This is a genomic window from Paenibacillus sp. FSL K6-2524 (genome assembly GCF_038005525.1).
GTDB classification, from domain to species: domain Bacteria; phylum Bacillota; class Bacilli; order Paenibacillales; family Paenibacillaceae; genus Fontibacillus; species Fontibacillus anaericanus.
Window position 1 is genome coordinate 3,410,709 of the sequence record NZ_JBBOSP010000001.1, and the last position, 19,097, is coordinate 3,429,805.

A 19,097-nucleotide genomic window follows, 5' to 3' on the forward strand; every position below is an offset into this window, starting at 1 on the left:
GATCACCCGCACCACTATGTAAGGGCTTTCAAAACTTCCTGCAATTATATTAGCATGTTTACTAATTATCCGCTAAGGAATAATTGTGGAAAGCTGTGCTAGATTCACTGTATCCTCATTGGATTAATCCAATAAGGATACAGGTATTGTCAACACAACTTACCAGTTCTACGATAGCAATTTCATCTCCTGCAATTTGTCGAAAATCAGTTGGCTAACTGAAGATACATGGTCTCGATCACTATAGTTTAGCCAAGCCAATTCATCTATCTCAGCAGCAGGATTTAATTCTCCTTCAAATTCCGCAACATAACAAGTCATTTTTACTATAACGCCTTCCGATTTACCGTGTGCACCAGCTTCGAAAGTTCCAAAATACGAGATGGTTTCGCTCTTGATCCGAACAGATAATTCTTCTTCTACTTCTCTCACAAGCGTGTCGCTATCCGTTTCGCCCGGCTCCCTTTTGCCTCCTGGTATATAATAGAGATCTTTGCCCTTAGAACGAGCGCATAATAGCTGACCATTTTCAACGTGTATCCATGCGATCTTATCTATATTTGTTGTCATTGAATTCTCCACCTTTATAATAATTATTAAATTATAGCCTTACTTGCTTTCTTTGAAGATTGCTGGACTTTTCTTGCGCCACCAAATTTAAATACGATGACACCTCCGACAATAACCAACACACCAATCAACTTGTTGAGGGTAAATGGAACTTTCTCTACACCTAACCAACCTAACGAGTCCCATAATAATGCACAACCAAGCTGTGCTGTCAGAACTATAGAAATGGCATACGTTGGACCAAGTAACTTGATTCCATTGACCATACATACAACCACTCCAACTCCAATCAAACCACTGAACCAGAACCAAGGCTGCATGTTTTGTAAGGCAAACATTTGCTTACCTTCAAAGATAAGACCCAGCGTCAGTGAGGCAACGAATCCCAAACCCAACACTAATGTAGTTGTTGACCAAGACCCCGCATGTACATTCACTTTATTGTTGAAAATATTTTGTATACCGACCAATGAACCAGCGACAAACGCTAATAATAGGCCAAGAATCATATCCGCTACTCCCCTGCTTGATATCTAATTTTATTTGTAGATATTACGACTTGCCAACGCACTTAATCCTTCCCGATCCTTAACCACGATATACTCCCTATTGCGCTCAATGAGGCCTGCTGCACTAAGCTTTTGGATGACCCGATTCAGATGTCTGTAGCTGGTTCCAATTAAGTTCGATACATCCGTCAAACTAGATGTACTTAACTGTCCTCTAAATAAAGCATTGGATTCGTCAAAAGAGACAGACAGTATATAACTAGCCAACCGGACTTCCACCTGATGCATCAAATTAAGACTAAAGGAATTGGATTTGATCAAAAATTTACGTGTAATGATGTCCAACAAAAAATTAAGTAGCGGAGAATAATCACTACTGAATTGCTTCAGCCAGCGATAATGAACACCAATCATACAGACAGGTGATACCGCCTCAACAGTATTGATAATATCGATCCCCTGAATATATTCAATGTCCCCGATCACTTCAAGCGGCGTTTTAAAAGAGATCACCAGTCTCCTGCCTTCTGCAGATTGGTTATAAATTTTAATTTTCCCCTTAACAAGTACATAAAGGTGCTGTGATGGTTCGCCTTGGGAACAAATGAGTTCCCCCTGATCAAAGCTGTACAACGATAAGTGCGGTATTAATGGTTCATTAAATATGGACTCGATATGATGCGATTGTATGTAAGAATGTAGTAACTTCCGGTCTTGAATTTCTTTCATTGCTTGGTTTCGTCTCCAGCTTGTCAAGAGTGATGTCTACTGATTAGTTTATCAAAATTTTAATATCACTACACCAGCGATCATCATCGCGATTCCAATGAATTGCGGAAGCTGCATCCTCTGCTTCACTAAGCCAAACCAGCCTTTAGTATCAATTAAGAATGTCATACATAGCTGAGAAATCATCACAGTCGATACAGTTAAGGTAACTCCAACATGTTGAATAGCGGTAACATTAGAGAAGATAATGACAGCCGCAAAAGCGCCACCCGCAAGATATAACGGCTTCACTTTGTTCAAACCTTGCCAATTTTTCTCTCTCACGACCATTAGAATTAAAAAGGCCGCAACAAATCCGGTAAACTGGGTTACTGCCGCCGCTTGCCAAGTTCCAATATCTTGACTAATCCGAGCATTTGCAACACCTTGCAAGGTAATAAAGGCCCCGCCTAAAAACGCAAATAAAATCCCTCTCATGACTTCTCTCTCCCCTATTTAGCTGTGTCTTAATTAAATTATATAACCGGTCATATGGGAAGGACATATGTCCTAAGCTTTTGAAAAGTAACAGATTTCGCCTGACTAACACAAAAAAAACCCGATTTCTCAGGCTGTGGTGATACCCTTTAGGTAGATTTATTAAGTAGAAGAAAGCTAACCATCAACTCATTTTTGATATTATTTAATCACATTAAGTATATTGTTTAAACTTTGACTTGATTTAGCAACTTGATGATATCAAATGGTGTTTCAAATTTATATTTTGCCGGGATTTGCTCAGGATTCTTACAACCCCATAACGCTAACCCAAAATCTACCCCAGCATCTCGTGCGCATTCATAATCATATATCGTATCGCCTATATAAATAGATGTTGAAGGATCAGCACCTGAGATCTCGAGAAACTTTAATAAGGGATCAGGATTTGGCTTGTGTCTCTCCGTATCATCCGCAACGACAATGTGTGTTAAATAGCTCGTAAGACCAAACGGAACAAAATCATTTATGAATTCTTCAGATGTTCTCGATGTTACAATACCTTGAGTGATTTCACTCTCTTGAGCTATATTCATTAAATCATTAATGCCATTAAACACTTCGATGGAACTAGAAAAATCCTTTGTAAAGTAATTCCACCGAGCTTCTGCCATGGGGATGCTCATCTCATGAATCCCTAATTGCCGAAGTGCATAAGTTCCTGGGATTCCAAGTGCAAATAACAATTCATGTTGCCCAAAGTCTCTATCGTAATCTATCTTAAGCATCTTCTGGAGTGAACTTAATATCGCTAACTCAGTATTAATTAGTGTTCCATCAACATCATAAATAAATGTAGTATACATAATCGATCATCCTCCCATGTATTCTTCGTATTAAGCACATGGTAAAGTATGAAATGGATTTCATGTCAACACATAGATTTGCTTAGATTGATGAACGATGAATAATTCGATAAGGGATATTAACCTTTTGTCTTGATTTCTGGATGACTAGATCAAAAGCTTGTTCTCCAACTTTGATTAATTGATGGTCAACCGAAGAAAAATCTAATGCTATACCAATGGGTTGATTTTCTTGGCCTATAATAGCTAAATCATCAGGTATATTCATATGTAGGGAACGAGCGTACTGATAAATCCCACCAGCTATTTCATCTCCATTAGCATATATTGCAGTTGGTCTTGCAGGTAAAGCAAATAACTTCTTTCCAGCAAGATAGCCGTCCTCCATGTTATAGCAATCTGGATAGTACAATTCTGGTCGAAGCTCTCCAAAGATTTCTTTATAAGCTGCTATCGTTTGTTGAGTACTGACGCTTTGCATCCCTCTAGCAGCAGTAAAGGCTACGGTGGTGTGCCCTTTCTCCTTAAGATATTGAAATACTTCAAGATAAGAGGAGTATCTATCTATGTATGCACATCCAATTTCGGGATGTTCCGTGTATTCACAAGAAACTACTTCCCCATATTGCGAATAAGGTATGATGGCTTCCCAGGGATTTGCTCTCGAAGTGATCACGATTCCATCTAGCAATTTATTCTTTAGCATAGAGAGATATTCTATCTCTTTCTCTTTATTGTATTTTGTGGGTAGTACAGTGATCGTATAACCTTTCTCCACAGACTTATTAAGTGCACCGTGCAACATTTGATCAAACGCTTGATTATTGTTGTAAGGAATGATGAATCCAATCGTTTTGGTTTCGCCGCGAATGAGGTCGATTGCATTTCTATTCGGCGTGTAGTTCATGTCATTAATTACTTTCTGGACTGCTGCGCGTTTGTCTTCAGATACGTATTTATGATGATTTAGCACCCTCGACACAGTCGAGACGGATACACCAGCTATCTTAGCAATCTCGTTAATGTTAGCCATACAGTCCTTCTTTCTAAATGTATATTTATTTCATTTATTATAACTTATTTTGTAAGTTTAACTCGGTGTATTGGTAAAAAAAAGAACCCGCAATAATTGCCGGGTTCTCTGTTAATTATTATTTGTAATAAATCACTTCTTCAACCAGTAAAGTTAAAGCGGTTTAACTTTAAGTCAATAAAAAAATGGATTTACAACTTTATTGCATCTCCCAATTCGTCACTTTAACAATAGCTGCATCTGCACCTTTTAGATCGGTTTCACCTTGGCTGAGTAGAGTGCTCCACTGCTTAACACGATTCTTTCCATTTGGTGCTTGGTTGTAATCATTTGTATCCACAATCAATGTACGCTTCGCGTAGAAACTAGTCATAAAAGTCTTCTCATTTGTGCTAGTTCCGGATTTCTTTAGAAGTCCTTGAAGACTGTTGGAGTCCCCTGTTGCCCCATGATTCAAAGCTGCATCAACAAATGAGCCAATGGTTAAGGCAGTTTTAAATCCCCGTTGGTTTGCTTGCTGTACACTATATTTAATATAAACATTATAGAAGGTTTTCCACATTGCTTCTCTCCATGCTAGGTCGTTTTGCAGGGCGTTAATTTTCTTGATGAAGGCACTATCACTGTCTTTGATGACCAAGATTGAACCACTCATGGAGCCATTAATACCAAGTCTCTTCAATGCTCCGCTAACTGATGGATTCGTTGCTCCCTTTACCTTGTCGTATTCCTTGAATAGATCAGGTCCATCTGGTCCAGTATCATTTGCCCCACCAGTAGTTGCCCCAAATATGCCTATAGTAAATCCACGTTTATCCGTTAGTTTCTCGCAATATCCATAATAATTGGTCCAATTAAGATCGTCCTGCTCCGGTTTGTTAACAAGCTTCATAATATTGTTCCATTGCTCACCATCAAGACCTGTGTTGTCCTTTAAAAATTTAAGTGTTGCCGGCGAAAAGTTGCTATCGGGGTTCGTTGCTGCATAACTTTTTGATTGAAAAGGATTAGACAGAAGGCCAAATGAAATAGTAATTACAAAGCTAAGTAAGACCAAGAAAGAAAACTTCAATCTCTTTGAACCTGAATTCTGTTTGGTGTTTAACAAATTAATCACTCCTTCTAAAAGTGTAAGCGCTTTAACATTTGTGCAGCAGGTTTCCTCCCCTCATCATGTCTATTCTATATGTATGGTAATATTTCCTTTTTTTAGTCATCATTATTTAAAATTATTTTTTCATCCATATATACGAATTAAATGATGATGCTCCTTAATCAAATAGACTCCTATCATGGAAGAAAAAATCCTTTGATAGGAGCTAATTAATAAAGATACTACTACATACTCTGGCTGGACAGATAAGAGATTACGGCAGCTTCTGCTTCATCTAAGTTGTTTACCGTGAAAGCAACCTTCTCGACTCCCTCATATTGATGGGAAGAATGGTTGTACCTTGGATCATAATAATACTCCAGTATCAGCTTCACAGCCTCAGCGAACAAGTCCGCCTGCAAGCATCGTTCGATCTCTATTGCAACCGGTACGTGAATCCGAGATTTGATTGCCCGGAATGCAGTAATATATTGCTCCTTGAATTGTTCTGGTCGATAATCCTCGAGAATTTGCTGCACTCTAGACTCAAGCGGCATTTCAATCCAAATTTGCGTTCCCACTTCTTTCTGCTGAGTCATGAATGACGGCATAACAACTTTTCCAATCCGTGAACTCTCAGCTTCAAATAGAACATAAGGAGAATGCTCCAGCTCGATCAAATGCTCAAGTAGAAGGCTATCAAAGGTTTTCTGATTGTTTGGCTTGAGCCCAATTTGTCCAAATATGGAGCCACGGTGCCCTGCCAACCCCTCCAAATCCATCACGGGATGACCTAATCTCTTCAGGCGATGAAGAAGGTTTGTTTTACCAGTTCCTGTATATCCATGAAAAACATAAGACTTTGGCTTGAAATTGTAGGAATCCAGGTTGTCCAATACCCATTTGCGGTATGCCTTGTAACCACCAACCAGCCGGTAGGCGTGAATATCCATTAAGGAAAGTACGGTTGCTGAAGTACGGCTTCGCATCCCTCCCCTCCAACAGAATACGACCTTGTCTCCTGGTAACGCTCCAAACTCTTTAATAAAAACTGGTAGTTTGGCGGATACAATCTCCAACCCCCGGTCTTTCGCAGCCTGCACACTGGTCTGCTTATATAGCGTACCAACTTCTGCCCGTTCCTGATCATCGAATAAAGGTATATTCAGACTACCAGGCAGCGTTGAGTCATCATATTCGGAAGGTGAACGGACATCAACAATTGTCAGCTCTTTACTTTCCTTTAGCATTCTTAGCTCTTCTATAGTAATATCCTGAAACAAAGCTTTCTCTCCTCTAGTTCTGTACAGCGGCGAATAGAAGTCCTCTGATGCAGATTCAATTTATACTTGCTTCGCGGTCACTGTGATCTGCCCAGGATGATCCTTCGTTACTTCACCAATCATGGCGGCTTCTACACCGGCATCTCGAAGTTCCGCTAGTAATTTATCGCTTTGCTCTTCGGCAACAGAGATTAACAATCCGCCTGATGTTACTGCATCACATAGGATGTAACGGCTGATCTGATCCATATGCTCAGGATAAAGGATACTTCCCTCCAAATGAGCAAAGTTATTCTTAGTCCCTCCAGGCACAAAACCTTCTTCAGCTAGTTCCCTTACTCTAGGTAGTAAAGGTACAGCGTCCTGATGAATTATTAGACCCAATCCGCTTCCTTTTGCCATTTCTGAAGCATGGCCGAGCAGACCAAATCCAGTTACGTCCGTACAAGCATGGACATCATAAGGTTCCATAATTTCAGCAGCCGTTTTATTAAGCGTAGACATGACCTGAATAAGACGTGTTGTTTCGTCTGCAGATAATTGATCCTTCTTAATAGAAGTAGTTAAGATACCCACACCGATAGGTTTGGTCAAAATGAGCTTGTCTCCCACGCGGGCTGCTGCATTCGTTCTAACTTTGTCCGGGTGGATAAGTCCTGTAACAGATAAGCCAAATTTCGGCTCTTTATCGTCGATAGAGTGACCGCCTACAAGCGTAGCTCCTGCTTCCTGTACTTTATCTGCTGCACCACGCAAAATATCCGTGAGAACACTTTTATCAAGAACTGAGATCGGAAAAGCTACAATATTAAGTACCGTAAGCGGCTTGCCTCCCATGGCATAGATATCACTTAGAGCATTGGCAGCTGCAATCTGTCCAAATGAATAAGGGTCGTCTACAATCGGCGTGAAGAAATCTAGAGTTTGCACTAAAGCTAGCTCATCATTTAAGCGGTATACACCCGCATCGTCACTAGTATCTGTTCCTACTAACAAATTGGGATTTGGTACAGTAGGTGGGAGACTACGTAGAACCTGACTAAGATCGGCAGGACCTATTTTGCAGCCGCAACCTCCTTTGGAAGATAATGAAGTCAATTTTATTGTTTCAGCTTGTGACATAATGGATGTTCCAGCTCCTTTAGTGATATAAAACTACTTATTTAATCTTACACGATGCAATTATTATTGTACAAAATAAAAATAGCTCTATACCGTATCGCATATATCAAGGGTTAAAGAAAAGCAGCCGAGAATAATCTCGGCTGTCTCTCATTGTTATTCGCCTGTCTCCGCAAATTGTCTTATCCGCTCACCAACCTGGTCACGGACTCTTTGGAACACGGCCCATTTTTGTTCATCAGTTCCTTGAGCTTTAGCAGGGTCATCAAACCCCCAATGTTCACGCTGCACATGCGGAGGTGTCATTGGACAACGATCGGCTGCATCACCGCATAATGTAACTACTAAATCTGCACGGTTAAGTAGTTCTGGATCAATAATATCTGACGTTTGACCTGAAATATCAATATCTACCTCATTCATCGCCCTAACGGCATTTGGGTTAAGTCCATGCGCTTCTATGCCTGCGCTGTATACATCCCAGTTGTCCCCCAAGTATCTTTTGGCCCAACCTTCTGCTATTTGACTTCGGCAAGAATTCCCGGTACACAAGAAATATATCGTCTTCTTCTGCATAATATTATCGTTCGACTCCTTTATGGTTTTATAAGTGAAGGGTCAAAATACTTGCGTTTTATCCAAAGCGCTACGTTAACTAGAGCGATTAATACGGGAACCTCCACTAAAGGTCCAATGACAGCAGCAAATGCAACGCCAGAATCTAGTCCAAACACGCCGATCGCGACTGCAATTGCGAGTTCAAAGTTATTACTTGCTGCCGTAAATGACAACGAAGATGCTACAGGATAAGACGTGCCTGATCTTTTAGACATATAAAAAGATAGTAGGAACATGACAACAAAATAGATGATCATTGGAATCGCAATTCGAACAACATCAAGTGGCAAGGATACAATCAGACCCGCTTTAAGTGAGAACATTAAGATAATCGTAAACAATAAAGCAATGAGGGCTAATGGGCTGATCTTTGGAATGAATACTTGTTCATACCAGTCTGCGCCTTTCAACTTGATCCCTACTACCCTTGATAGCAATCCAGCCATAAAAGGAACTCCTAAGTAAATGAATACACTTTCGGCAATTTGCCCCATCGAAATATTCACTTCAGCACCTTGAACTCCGAACCAATCAGGTAATACGGTAATAAACACATACGTGAACACCGAGTAGAACACAATCTGAAAGATGGAGTTGAAAGCGACGAGACCTGCTGTATATTCAGGATCTCCTTTGGCCAAATCACTCCATACCAACACCATCGCAATACATCGTGCGAGACCGATCATGATCAATCCGATCATATACTCCGGCATGTCACTCAAGAAGAGGATCGCCAACAAGAACATTAGAATTGGACCGATAATCCAGTTTTGTACCAACGATAGCAGCAATACCTTCCAATCCTTGAATACCCGCCCGAGCTTCTCATATTTCACCTTAGCTAGCGGTGGGTACATCATGACGATTAGACCGATGGCAATGGGAATGGAGGTTGTTCCTACCTGCATTTGGGACAATACTTCTGAGAAATTAGGTATTATCGCTCCGAGAAGTAAGCCAACCGCCATCGCACCAAAGATCCAAATGGTCAAGTATCGATCGAGGAATGACATTTTTTTTGAAGCTCCTTGGGCCATCACATGTATCTCCTTTTTAAACTTATTACTTCCTACAACAACATTATACATGTGTCATCATATAAGTAAATAATAATATGTTTATATGTTATACATAACTTTATAATCAAAGTTATCAATCACAGACTGAAGCCGACAACTGTTCATCTAGCAAACTAATTTTTGATGCTTGTGAAGGAACATGGATCAGAATGTCTTTGACATAGGGTTTATCCTCAATCGTTAAAGAATAATAAGTCCACTTTCCTTTACGTACTTCCTTCACTAAGCCTCCTGCTTTCATCTTTCGTAAATGTTGACTGATGCTTGGTTGCGACATTTGCATCATATCTACGATATTACAAACACATAATTCCTTTTCCTTCAACAGGCCTAGAATCGTAAGTCTAGACTTATCCCCTAGCAATTTGAATGTTTCCGCCATCGTATCTATCGTATCCATGAATGTCCTCCTCCATTAATGATGAGTTCAAAGTCACATGCTTATATAATTGTATTATAATATGTAATCAATTATAAGTCTTTATTGAGTACTTTCCTCAAGTGTTAACCAGTTTTTCAATAGTGAATCGTCCTGTAAATCTAATTCGAATTTAAGAAAAGAAACAAACTCTTTCGTGTCTACTTCTTTGAATTTGTAGAGACTATAATAATCCTGTAAAAATAGTTCCGCTTGCTCCACACCCCCATGTTGTTTGAAGATCTCCCATAAACGATAAGCAGACTGATAGTAGATATAATAACTCCGTGTATCTGAAGGGTATTGATTAAGTGGTAAATTAGAATGATATGGTTCCATATTTGCGAGTAAAGAGAGTTTTAACTCGTTACCTTCCTCTTTTGATTGGAACAAAGCTGTAGCAAAGGTTGTTATCCCTTCATCAAGCCATGCATCATAGTAAGGATCATTATTTATAATCCCATAAAACCATTGATGAGCAATTTCATGTACGACCGTTCTGTTCAACTGAACTAGTGGTGAGCTTACGGTAACGACCCCAGGGTACTCCATTCCTTGATACTCCCCGGTATCATTTACTATGATATCTAACTGTTTGTAAGGATATGGACCTAAATTTTTTTGAAAATATGTAAGAGCCTTCTCTGCTAATAAAGCTACATTTCTGGCTTCAGTCTTACTTTCAAAACCAAAGACACGGATTTCAGTATTGCGAACTTGCATACTACTTACTATAGGTTCTTTTAAAATACCAATAAAAACTTCCTTCACATTTTCAATGTAGATAGAATCCTTATTCTTACTAGGAAAAGTATCGTTTTGATAAGAGCTAACAAACGTAAAGTTATCGGGTATTTCATAATTCAACTTAAAATTACTGTGTGTTGTATGATAGGTTTCTCCGGCATTCGGTATATATTCTTCTTTATTCCAGCCATTACGGTATGTTGGAACCATGGGATACCATTGTGCTAGATAATAATTATTTTTATATGTAGTAAATCTCCATCCTTTTTCGGGCATAGTGAATCTATACTCCACTTCAACATCGGTCTGTCCATTCGGGAGTATTGGTTCATTTAAGGGTATTGCCAATGTATCTCCTATTAATGAGTGCTTAACCGAGACATCATTAAGTTTCACAGAGTCAATTTCAACCGTAGCAGGCTTTTCTAATAGTGGGGACGATTCCTTTGTAAACATATTTGGTATAAAGTATAGCTGTACTTCTGACCAGTCTTCTTCCGATGTATTCGTTATATTAATGTTGGCTTGGACCGTAATGTTTCCTGCCTCATCCATCTTCAAATCGATAGTATATTCACTTTTTGTTCCTGCTGACTTTCCCATAGCTTTATAATCTGTTAAGTCTTTCTTTACAACAATCACATCAACACTTTTATCATCTGGCTTTTTTATCATCCAAGAACATAAATATATGATGAGCACAATGAATACGATCATTAGTTTCTTCCATATACTGATACTAAGCCCTCCTTCATCTAGAAATTACCTAATAATTTCAAATATTCAATCTAGTATTTAAACGCTTCTTGGATAGATTAGTTTACTTTGAACATACCTATCCTCTTAGGAAAAACTAAATGCTTTGAATAAGTAATTTGGGTTTGCTATAATTCACTAGAGGTCTTTAAAACTTTAAATACATAATAAAGGGGAATTCTATATGATAATACAGCCAAAAACACGCGGCTTTATATGCACAACAGCTCATCCTGCGGGATGTGCTAAGCAAGTAGAGAGTCAAATTGAATATGTAAAAGCTCAGAAAAAAATCGACGGACCAGCAAATGTTCTTGTGATCGGGGCTTCTACTGGTTATGGTCTCGCATCTCGGATTACTGCTGCATTTGGTGCAGGAGCAAATACGATCGGGGTATTCTTTGACAAGGCGGCAGAAGGTCAACGTACTGCATCTGCTGGATGGTATAATTCAGCTGCTCTTGAACAAAAGGCTGCTGAAACTGGTTTGAAATCACACAGTATTGTTGGCGATGCTTTCTCAGATGCCATCAAAGAAAAAACGATAGAATTAATCAAAGCTGAGTATGGCACGATAGATCTAGTTGTATACAGTGTAGCTTCTCCTCGTCGTACTCATCCGGTAACAGGAGAAACCTTCTCTTCTGTCATTAAGCCAGTTGAGACTGCTTATTCGAATAAAACATTGAACTTCCACACCGGCGAGGTTTCATTAACCACGATCGAGCCTGCTACAGAAGAAGAAGTTCGCCAAACGATCGCCGTTATGGGCGGTGAGGATTGGAGAATGTGGATGGATCAGCTTCTGGAAGCTGGAGTGCTTGCGGACGGTGCCACTACTGTCGCATACTCCTACATTGGACCAGAGATCACACACCCGATTTATCGTGAAGGTACCATTGGTAAAGCGAAGAATGATCTTGAGCAAACTGCCAATAAACTGAACGACTTGCTTGCTTCGAAGAACGGACGAGCGTTTGTATCGGTTAATAAGGCTCTAGTTACCCAATCCAGCTCAGCTATTCCTGTAGTACCACTATATATCTCAGCACTTTACAAAGTGATGAAAGAAAAAGGACTACATGAAAATTGCATCCAGCAAATGTACCGCCTCTTCTCCGAACATCTGTATGGCAATAACCCTGCTACGGCTGAAAGTAGTAGCTTGATCCGTGTTGACGACTGGGAAATGCGTGAAGACGTTCAAACTGAGGTCATGAAGCGGTGGGATGAACTTCAGTCAGACAATGTTCTTGACTTGGCTGATCTTGAAGGTTACCGTCAAGACTTCTTCCAACTCTTTGGCTTCCATACCGACGGTGTAGATTTTGATGCAAATATTGACCCTTCAGTCGATATTCCGAATTTAGTATAAGTTACTACACATCATTTAATGAATATACAAAAAACAGCCAATCTCTTTTGCGAGACTGGCTGTTTTTGAGTTGTCGATATGAGCTTATTTTCTAGCATGAATCTCTTCATTTATTTGGGCAATTATTTCTTGGATATTTATAGAGCCGAGATCCCCTTCCCCACGCTTGCGAACAGACACGCTATCGGAATTCTTCTCATTCTCACCAATAACGAACATGTACGGAACCTTTTCCAGTTGGGCTTCACGGATTTTGTACCCTAGCTTTTCATTTCGTATATCTACTTCGACCCGAATACCGGCCTCTTCTAGCGATTTCTTTACTTTAAAAGCATGGTCGACATAGTTCTCTGACACAGGCAAAATCTTCGCTTGGACGGGTGCAAGCCACAGTGGGAATGCCCCTGAGAAATGTTCAGTTAGAATCCCTATAAAACGATCAATAGATCCATACACAGCACGATGTATAACAACAGGCTGGTGTTTTTGGTTATCCTCAGCAATATAAGAAAGTTCGAATTTCTCAGGCATCTGGAAATCCAGTTGGATTGTCCCACACTGCCAGCTACGCTTAAGGGCATCTAGAATGTGGAAGTCGATCTTAGGTCCGTAGAAGGCTCCATCCCCTTCATTAACACGATACGAGATGCCTCGGTTCTCTAACACATTTTTCAGGGAAAGCTCCGCCTGATCCCAAAGCTCTGCTGAACCCATGTAATCCTCTGGCCGAGTGGATAATTCGACCTTGTATTCAAATCCGAACACTTGATATACATGGTCGATCAACTCAATGACACGACTTATTTCATCCTCGATTTGTTCTGGAAGAACGAACAGGTGTGCATCATCCTGACAAAAAGTACGTACTCGCATCATGCCATTTAATGCCCCTGAAAATTCATGGCGATGAACTTGGCCAAACTCCGAAATACGGATCGGCAGTTCACGATAAGAACGCAGGCTATTTTTGAAAATAAGCATATGCCCTGGACAGTTCATCGGTTTGAGCGCGAATTTTGTTTCGTCTACATTCGTAAAGTACATGTTATCCTTGTAGTGATCCCAATGTCCTGAATGCTCCCACACCCGATTATTCATCATCAATGGCGTACGCACTTCTTCATAGCCTCTTTGTCTCTGTAATTCACGCGCGAAATCTTCAAGCTCGGTACGGATTGTCATCCCCTTTGGAAGATAGAAAGGCATGCCAGGCGCTTCTTCTGAGAACATAAACAATTCAAGTTCTTTACCTAGCTTACGATGATCTCTCTTCTTAGCTTCCTCAAGAAAATGTAAATGCTCTTCAAGCTGTGCTTTCTTCGGAAATGAAGTTCCGTATATACGCTGTAGCATCTTGTTATTGGAATCTCCCCGCCAGTAAGCCCCTGCTACGTTCAACAGCTTAAACGCTTTGATTCGGCCAGTTGATGGAAGATGTGGCCCTCTGCATAGATCAAAGAAATCACCTTGATCATAAATCGTTAATTCTACATCTTCAGGCAAGTCACGAATGAGCTCCAACTTCAGGGGCTCTTCAAGTTCCTCAAAAGTTTTGATCGCTTCTGCACGGCTAATGACCCGCCGAACTATAGGTAAATTCTCTTGTGATATCTTCTCCATCTCTTTCTCGATTGTGGCAAGGTCATCCGTCGAAAGTGGTTTTTCTATATCGATATCATAATAGAATCCGTCTTCGATCACCGGTCCAATACCGAGTTTCACGGCCTTGTCTCCATAAATACGTTTAATTGCTTGAGCCATTAAATGTGCTGTACTGTGTCTATATATCTCCAGGCCATCACGGCTATCCATCGTAACAATTTCGATGAGACTATCATGCTCAATCGGTTGGTTAAGATCTACCGTTTTGCCGTTTACCTTCCCTGCTACAGCATTTTTCTTCAGACCTGTACTAATTGATTCTGCGACTTGTTCGATTGTGGTTCCTTGAGGATACCTCCTAATTGTTCCATCGTGCAATGTTACGTTGATCTCCATGATTTAGCCTCCAATTCTACCTTAATCCTGATTTTTTGAACGCAAAAAAACGCATCTCGTCCGTAAAGGGACGAGTGCGTTCAGCTCGTGGTTCCACCCAAATTCGACTTACATCGTGACATTCCTTGGCTTCTTAGCCTGGGATGCAGATGCAAAGTCCTTATTAGTATCTCGTAACGGGGATAAGTCGGTGTCGCTTACAACCGTGATTAGATCGACGGGTTCAACGCCACAGCTACAAAGGGGTAAAATCTCAACCGGTTACTGGAGAAGCTCTCAGCTTAACTTCTCTCTCTGGACAGTTCGTGAAGGAAATCATGTCTTTGGTCAGTGCCAAATATTATGTTACGGACTATATTACATAATCTTCTTTGTAGAAGTCAAGGAAAAAATCTCATTATCTTACCTCTGAATGATCTAAGAAGGCATCATAGCAACCGGATATTATTTCAATGTATCTAAGTATTCTCTGATCTGACTTGGGGTTTTTGCGAATTTACTATGCAAATGTGCCAATTTCTCACCATTTTTGAAAACAAGTAGGCTAGGTATCCCCCGGACTTCATATTTTTCCGCAAAGTCTTCAAATTGTTCTGAATCGACGGCGAAAAAATCCTTGTCTGCGTGTTCGGTAACAATATCCCCAATAAAACGATCAAGGTTCTTACAATCCGGGCACCAGCTTGCATCAAATTTCATAACCGTATACCCATCTTTATTAATACTTTCCTGAAATTGCTCTGGGGTCTTAATTCTCTCCATGTTGTTATCCTCCCTAATTGTGTATCTGTATATATAATACCCTAATAACACAGTTTCCTGAACCCTATTTATATATTTTGCAATGCCTTTTGTTACTGAATCGCTGAAAAAAGGTCATTTGATGCTTCACTAAAAGTAGGATGTGTGAACATTCCAGGAGTTTTTATTAACAAAAAAGGTGGCTATCACCTGATGTCGGATGATATCCACCTTCAATATTAATTCGATAACAATTTCTTATACATTTTAATAGTGCTTATGTGCATGCCTTCATGGTAAATGGAGAAGCTGAGGAGTTGTTCTGGCGTTTCTAAAGTCATCCCGGAAGATGTAGTATAAGGTGGATCGGCTTTAACCTGTAAGTTCTGGCTGAGTACTGCACGAATTCGTTCAGGCTGTTCTTGGAGTAGGGTCTTCAATTCATGAAGAGTCGGAACAGTTACGGATTCGGGAAGACTTAACGGAGAAGTGCCTAGTCCGAATTGCTCCTTATAACCGTCAGGCAATTGTTGTGACTGGTTTGAAAAATGAAAAGCCAATCGTTCAAGGACAACATAAACATGCCCCAGATTCCAGCGGATATTATTTCTGAATCCTTCAGGGATCTGGTCGGCCATTTCTTCTGTGATACCATCCAACAATTTTAGAGTTTGACCTCTTACAAAAGTTATCTGCCTGAAAATAAAGTCTTCCATCTTCCTCACTCCCATCAAATTTATTCCAAATTAATTTTAACATGTATTAGTCATTAGTACATTATTACACCCAAAAAAAATTACCCCACCAATAACCACTTTATTCAAAGTGTTCTTAGGTGGGGCAATGTTTAGATTCTAAATTTGATTAATAAGCTAAGCTGAACAATGCATGAATGTGGGACAAGTAACGAATATTACTTGCTTCCTTCATGAGGGATGCAGGCAATCCTTTTAGCGGAGTAGAGTTACCACCGACAATGGCTACCCCATCTTTACGCCCTAAGCTAGCAAGTGTACCTGAGTTAATAGGATTAAATGTTTCAAACGATTTATCATTCAAGAATGCATACAGATTGTAGCCGATCAATTCACCCATTTGCCAAGCGATTTGTGCAGTAGGTGGATACGGACGTCCGTCTGCTGCAAAGTAAACGGCACTATCACCCGCAATGAATACATCCTTGTGCGAAGTTGACTGCAAGAAATCATTTACTGTGGCACGTCCACGGTTTACTTCAAGACCTGATTCGCCAACGAGTGGATTTCCTTGTACACCACCGGTCCATACGAATGTATTCGTCACAATCTTTTGACCGTCTTTTAGATCAACGACATTGCCTTCCACATTCGTAACAGGAAGCCCGGTAAGGAATTGAACCCCACGTTTCTCTAAGCTAGTTGTAGCACGTTCAATCAATGGTTCAGGTAATACCGGAAGAATCTTCGGACCTGCTTCGACAAGTAGGAGTTTAATTTCTTTAGGGTCTACTCCATATCGCTTGGCAAGTTCTGGCATGGCATCAGCAATTTCACCCACGAGTTCAACGCCAGTTAAACCGCCACCACCAATAAGAATAGTTGCATCGGCTTCATCTTTCGTCTTCGCATAATCACGAATACGGTCTTCAATATGATGTTGAATTCTGTTAGCGTCAGCTGCCGATTTCAATACCATACTATTTTGTTCTAGCCCTGGAATTCCAAAATAAGCCGTTGTGCTTCCCAGACCTACGACAAGTGCATCGTAAGTGAGAGTAACGCCATCGGATAAAGTAACTTGTTTATTGTCTACGGAAAAAGCATTCACTTTCGCAATTTTCAGATCGATATCTTTACCTGCAAAAAGCTTAGTAAGCGGCATTGCAACAGCGCGTTCTGCGGCACTACCAGCTGCAAGGCGATGCAATTCAGTAATAATTTGATGCGTAGGAAATTGATTGACTACAGTAACTTTGGCTTGCTCTTTATTTAAATACTTACGTACGGTTAAAGCACTTAACAAACCACCATAACCTGCACCTAAGATAACGATATGTTTAGACATAATGTTTCCTCCGTCCTTACGAATAAGATTTGAATTTAATTATTTGACTTGTTCACGTTCATTTGCGACTTGAAGGTAAGCATTCATGAAACGGAAGAGCTTCTGTGCTTGCGGGTCCTTCATCATTTTCATCAGGCCAAAAATACCAATAGTCTCTTGACTTTCATTGGCACGATCCTTCGCCTCGATAACAGTTGCCGCCATATTTTTGACAGAACCTACGACAGGTCCACCAAGTTCTTTAATCGCCCCTACCGTATCGCTCTTCAATATTTCATCTGAAGCGACTGACTGTACGAAGTCATAGGACTTTGTTAGTACACTTACAAGTTGTGTTATTTGGGGTAACTGTTCCACTAAAACAGTTAACGATTCCTGAACTTCTGGCTTTAAGAGCTGGTCTAAAACATCTAAATGCTCTTTAGTGACAGTTACTTTTGGTGTTTCTTGTTCAGAAAGGATTTGATTGATTGATTCTGACATATCTAACTCTCCTCTGCAGCAGCTTTACTGCATAATAATATTTTTAAAAATGAACCCAATAGTACTATTATAGCATTTTTCGTGTTACATTTGTCACATACTTTTCAATCCATAAGGTTAGTATGTGATTTTTATTACATCAATTATTTATATAAATCTCAAAATACCGCATATCAGCGCGTTTTTTTCTCAGATATCATTCCATAATTTGGTTTGGTGTCGAATAACAGAAACAACAAGTGGCCCTTCCTAATGAATACCGGAAGAGCCACTTGTTGCCATGTACTAACCTGATATAGTCTACATTAGATCAAAATCTCTCTTTTATTTACCTTATGTCCTGACAGGGATTGGTCAAACATATCAAGAATAATTAGAAACCGCTCAGCCTCACGAAATACGTGATCAGCAAGAAGTGGGTGAATAATGCTTTTAATCCTACATTGATCAATCAAATCACTCGCTGTTTTCTTGAAATCTCGTAATGACTTAACTGAAACCTTGTTCTCATCAACGAATTGACTTAATAAAGGTACCGTTTGAGATTGAGGACGCATGGAGCTTAGATCGATCGCTTGAAACACTAACTGATCAAATTCAAGACTAAATTCCCGAGCCTGATCAACTAATTTTCGTTCTGATGGATCGAGTAAATGACCAATGAATTTTGCGTGGTCTGCCATGATTTTTAAGAAAAACAGATTTTCGTCGATGATCGCATCTTGTAATGGCTCTAACTTCCCACGATTCAATTCATCTAGGCGGTTACGGAAATAGTTGGCCTCCCGACTTACATGATCAACTAGCAGTGGGAAATTATTTCCCCCTGGAAGTTTACACTGCAGTATAAGTCCTAGTATTCTTCTTTTGAAAGCCCAGATGTGGGTAGCTGCATTTTGAACTTCGGTATTAAACTCTCTAATGATCTGCGGGTCTGTATCCATTGAAAATGCATACGATCTTCTCTCGATATCCTCAAAGATGGCTTGGAATTGATTCGCCTCCGCAATGAGCTGGGTGTCTTCCGCTCTAAATCCTAATCGCAGAAAAAACGAGTGTTCTTTCATAATCCTTGACCAAAACCGTATTTCCTCTAATGAACGAGTTACAAAGACATTGGACATGAACATTCCCTCCTAGGGCGGCTTTAAACA

Annotated in this window: 20 protein-coding genes; 1 reads left to right on the forward strand and 19 read right to left on the reverse strand. The window is 40.1% G+C overall.

Going from position 1 to position 19,097, the window contains the following annotated elements:
- Nucleotides 1–168: 168 nt before the first annotated feature.
- The 13 genes from NST85_RS15595 to NST85_RS15655 form a co-directional block, all read right to left on the reverse strand.
- Nucleotides 169–570 (reverse strand): NUDIX hydrolase, encoded by a 402-nt coding sequence (locus NST85_RS15595; RefSeq protein ID WP_341189734.1) that lies wholly within the window; start codon nucleotides 568–570, stop codon nucleotides 169–171.
- Between the two features lie 26 nt (nucleotides 571–596).
- Nucleotides 597–1,079, reverse strand: a complete 483-nt coding sequence (locus NST85_RS15600; RefSeq protein ID WP_341189735.1) for a DMT family transporter — start codon at nucleotides 1,077–1,079, stop codon at nucleotides 597–599.
- Nucleotides 1,080–1,109: 30 nt separating this feature from the next.
- Nucleotides 1,110–1,808 (reverse strand): Crp/Fnr family transcriptional regulator, encoded by a 699-nt coding sequence (locus NST85_RS15605; RefSeq protein ID WP_341189736.1) that lies wholly within the window; start codon nucleotides 1,806–1,808, stop codon nucleotides 1,110–1,112.
- Nucleotides 1,809–1,859: 51 nt separating this feature from the next.
- Nucleotides 1,860–2,285, reverse strand: a complete 426-nt coding sequence (locus NST85_RS15610) for a DMT family transporter (RefSeq protein ID WP_341189737.1) — start codon at nucleotides 2,283–2,285, stop codon at nucleotides 1,860–1,862.
- Nucleotides 2,286–2,512: 227 nt separating this feature from the next.
- Complete coding sequence (locus tag NST85_RS15615; RefSeq protein WP_341189738.1) at nucleotides 2,513–3,151, reverse strand: HAD family hydrolase; 639 nt, start codon at nucleotides 3,149–3,151, stop codon at nucleotides 2,513–2,515.
- Nucleotides 3,152–3,233: 82 nt separating this feature from the next.
- On the reverse strand, nucleotides 3,234–4,184 hold the full coding sequence (locus NST85_RS15620) for a LacI family DNA-binding transcriptional regulator (protein WP_341189739.1): 951 nt from the start codon (nucleotides 4,182–4,184) through the stop codon (nucleotides 3,234–3,236).
- Nucleotides 4,185–4,383: 199 nt separating this feature from the next.
- Nucleotides 4,384–5,292, reverse strand: a complete 909-nt coding sequence (locus NST85_RS15625; RefSeq protein ID WP_341189740.1) for a chitosanase — start codon at nucleotides 5,290–5,292, stop codon at nucleotides 4,384–4,386.
- Nucleotides 5,293–5,522: 230 nt separating this feature from the next.
- Complete coding sequence (mnmH, locus tag NST85_RS15630; protein ID WP_341189741.1) at nucleotides 5,523–6,560, reverse strand: tRNA 2-selenouridine(34) synthase MnmH; 1,038 nt, start codon at nucleotides 6,558–6,560, stop codon at nucleotides 5,523–5,525.
- Nucleotides 6,561–6,620: 60 nt separating this feature from the next.
- Complete coding sequence (gene selD, locus NST85_RS15635) at nucleotides 6,621–7,682, reverse strand: selenide, water dikinase SelD (RefSeq protein WP_341189742.1); 1,062 nt, start codon at nucleotides 7,680–7,682, stop codon at nucleotides 6,621–6,623.
- Between the two features lie 156 nt (nucleotides 7,683–7,838).
- The gene (gene arsC, locus NST85_RS15640; RefSeq protein WP_127192820.1) at nucleotides 7,839–8,258 is read right to left on the reverse strand and encodes an arsenate reductase (thioredoxin); all 420 of its coding nucleotides are present in this window, start codon (nucleotides 8,256–8,258) and stop codon (nucleotides 7,839–7,841) included.
- 20 nt (nucleotides 8,259–8,278) lie between these two features.
- Entirely contained in the window at nucleotides 8,279–9,340 is a 1,062-nt protein-coding gene (gene arsB / locus NST85_RS15645; protein WP_127192821.1) for an ACR3 family arsenite efflux transporter, read from the reverse strand.
- A 115-nt stretch (nucleotides 9,341–9,455) separates the two neighbouring features.
- Nucleotides 9,456–9,782: an ArsR/SmtB family transcription factor gene (locus NST85_RS15650; protein WP_307397527.1), complete on the reverse strand. Its 327-nt coding sequence runs from the start codon at nucleotides 9,780–9,782 to the stop codon at nucleotides 9,456–9,458.
- 81 nt (nucleotides 9,783–9,863) lie between these two features.
- Nucleotides 9,864–11,222, reverse strand: coding sequence for a M1 family metallopeptidase (locus NST85_RS15655; RefSeq protein WP_341189743.1), 1,359 nt, complete (start codon nucleotides 11,220–11,222; stop codon nucleotides 9,864–9,866).
- 265 nt (nucleotides 11,223–11,487) lie between these two features.
- On the opposite strand from NST85_RS15655, the gene fabV reads away from it, so the two are divergent.
- Nucleotides 11,488–12,678, forward strand: a complete 1,191-nt coding sequence (gene fabV / locus NST85_RS15660) for an enoyl-ACP reductase FabV (protein WP_127192824.1) — start codon at nucleotides 11,488–11,490, stop codon at nucleotides 12,676–12,678.
- 84 nt (nucleotides 12,679–12,762) lie between these two features.
- On the opposite strand, the gene thrS is transcribed toward fabV, so the two are convergent.
- The 6 genes from thrS to NST85_RS15690 form a co-directional block, all read right to left on the reverse strand.
- Nucleotides 12,763–14,676, reverse strand: a complete 1,914-nt coding sequence (thrS, locus tag NST85_RS15665; protein WP_127192825.1) for a threonine--tRNA ligase — start codon at nucleotides 14,674–14,676, stop codon at nucleotides 12,763–12,765.
- 444 nt (nucleotides 14,677–15,120) lie between these two features.
- The gene (locus NST85_RS15670) at nucleotides 15,121–15,438 is read right to left on the reverse strand and encodes a thioredoxin family protein (RefSeq protein ID WP_127192826.1); all 318 of its coding nucleotides are present in this window, start codon (nucleotides 15,436–15,438) and stop codon (nucleotides 15,121–15,123) included.
- A gap of 218 nt (nucleotides 15,439–15,656) precedes the next feature.
- On the reverse strand, nucleotides 15,657–16,133 hold the full coding sequence (locus tag NST85_RS15675; RefSeq protein ID WP_170220195.1) for a DinB family protein: 477 nt from the start codon (nucleotides 16,131–16,133) through the stop codon (nucleotides 15,657–15,659).
- A 148-nt stretch (nucleotides 16,134–16,281) separates the two neighbouring features.
- A complete protein-coding gene (locus NST85_RS15680) occupies nucleotides 16,282–17,460 on the reverse strand; it encodes an NAD(P)/FAD-dependent oxidoreductase (protein ID WP_127192828.1) in 1,179 nt (392 codons plus the stop codon).
- 39 nt (nucleotides 17,461–17,499) lie between these two features.
- Nucleotides 17,500–17,943, reverse strand: a complete 444-nt coding sequence (locus tag NST85_RS15685; protein WP_127192829.1) for a DUF1641 domain-containing protein — start codon at nucleotides 17,941–17,943, stop codon at nucleotides 17,500–17,502.
- Nucleotides 17,944–18,248: 305 nt separating this feature from the next.
- Nucleotides 18,249–19,067 (reverse strand): DUF2935 domain-containing protein, encoded by an 819-nt coding sequence (locus NST85_RS15690; RefSeq protein ID WP_127192830.1) that lies wholly within the window; start codon nucleotides 19,065–19,067, stop codon nucleotides 18,249–18,251.
- Nucleotides 19,068–19,097: the final 30 nt, after the last annotated feature.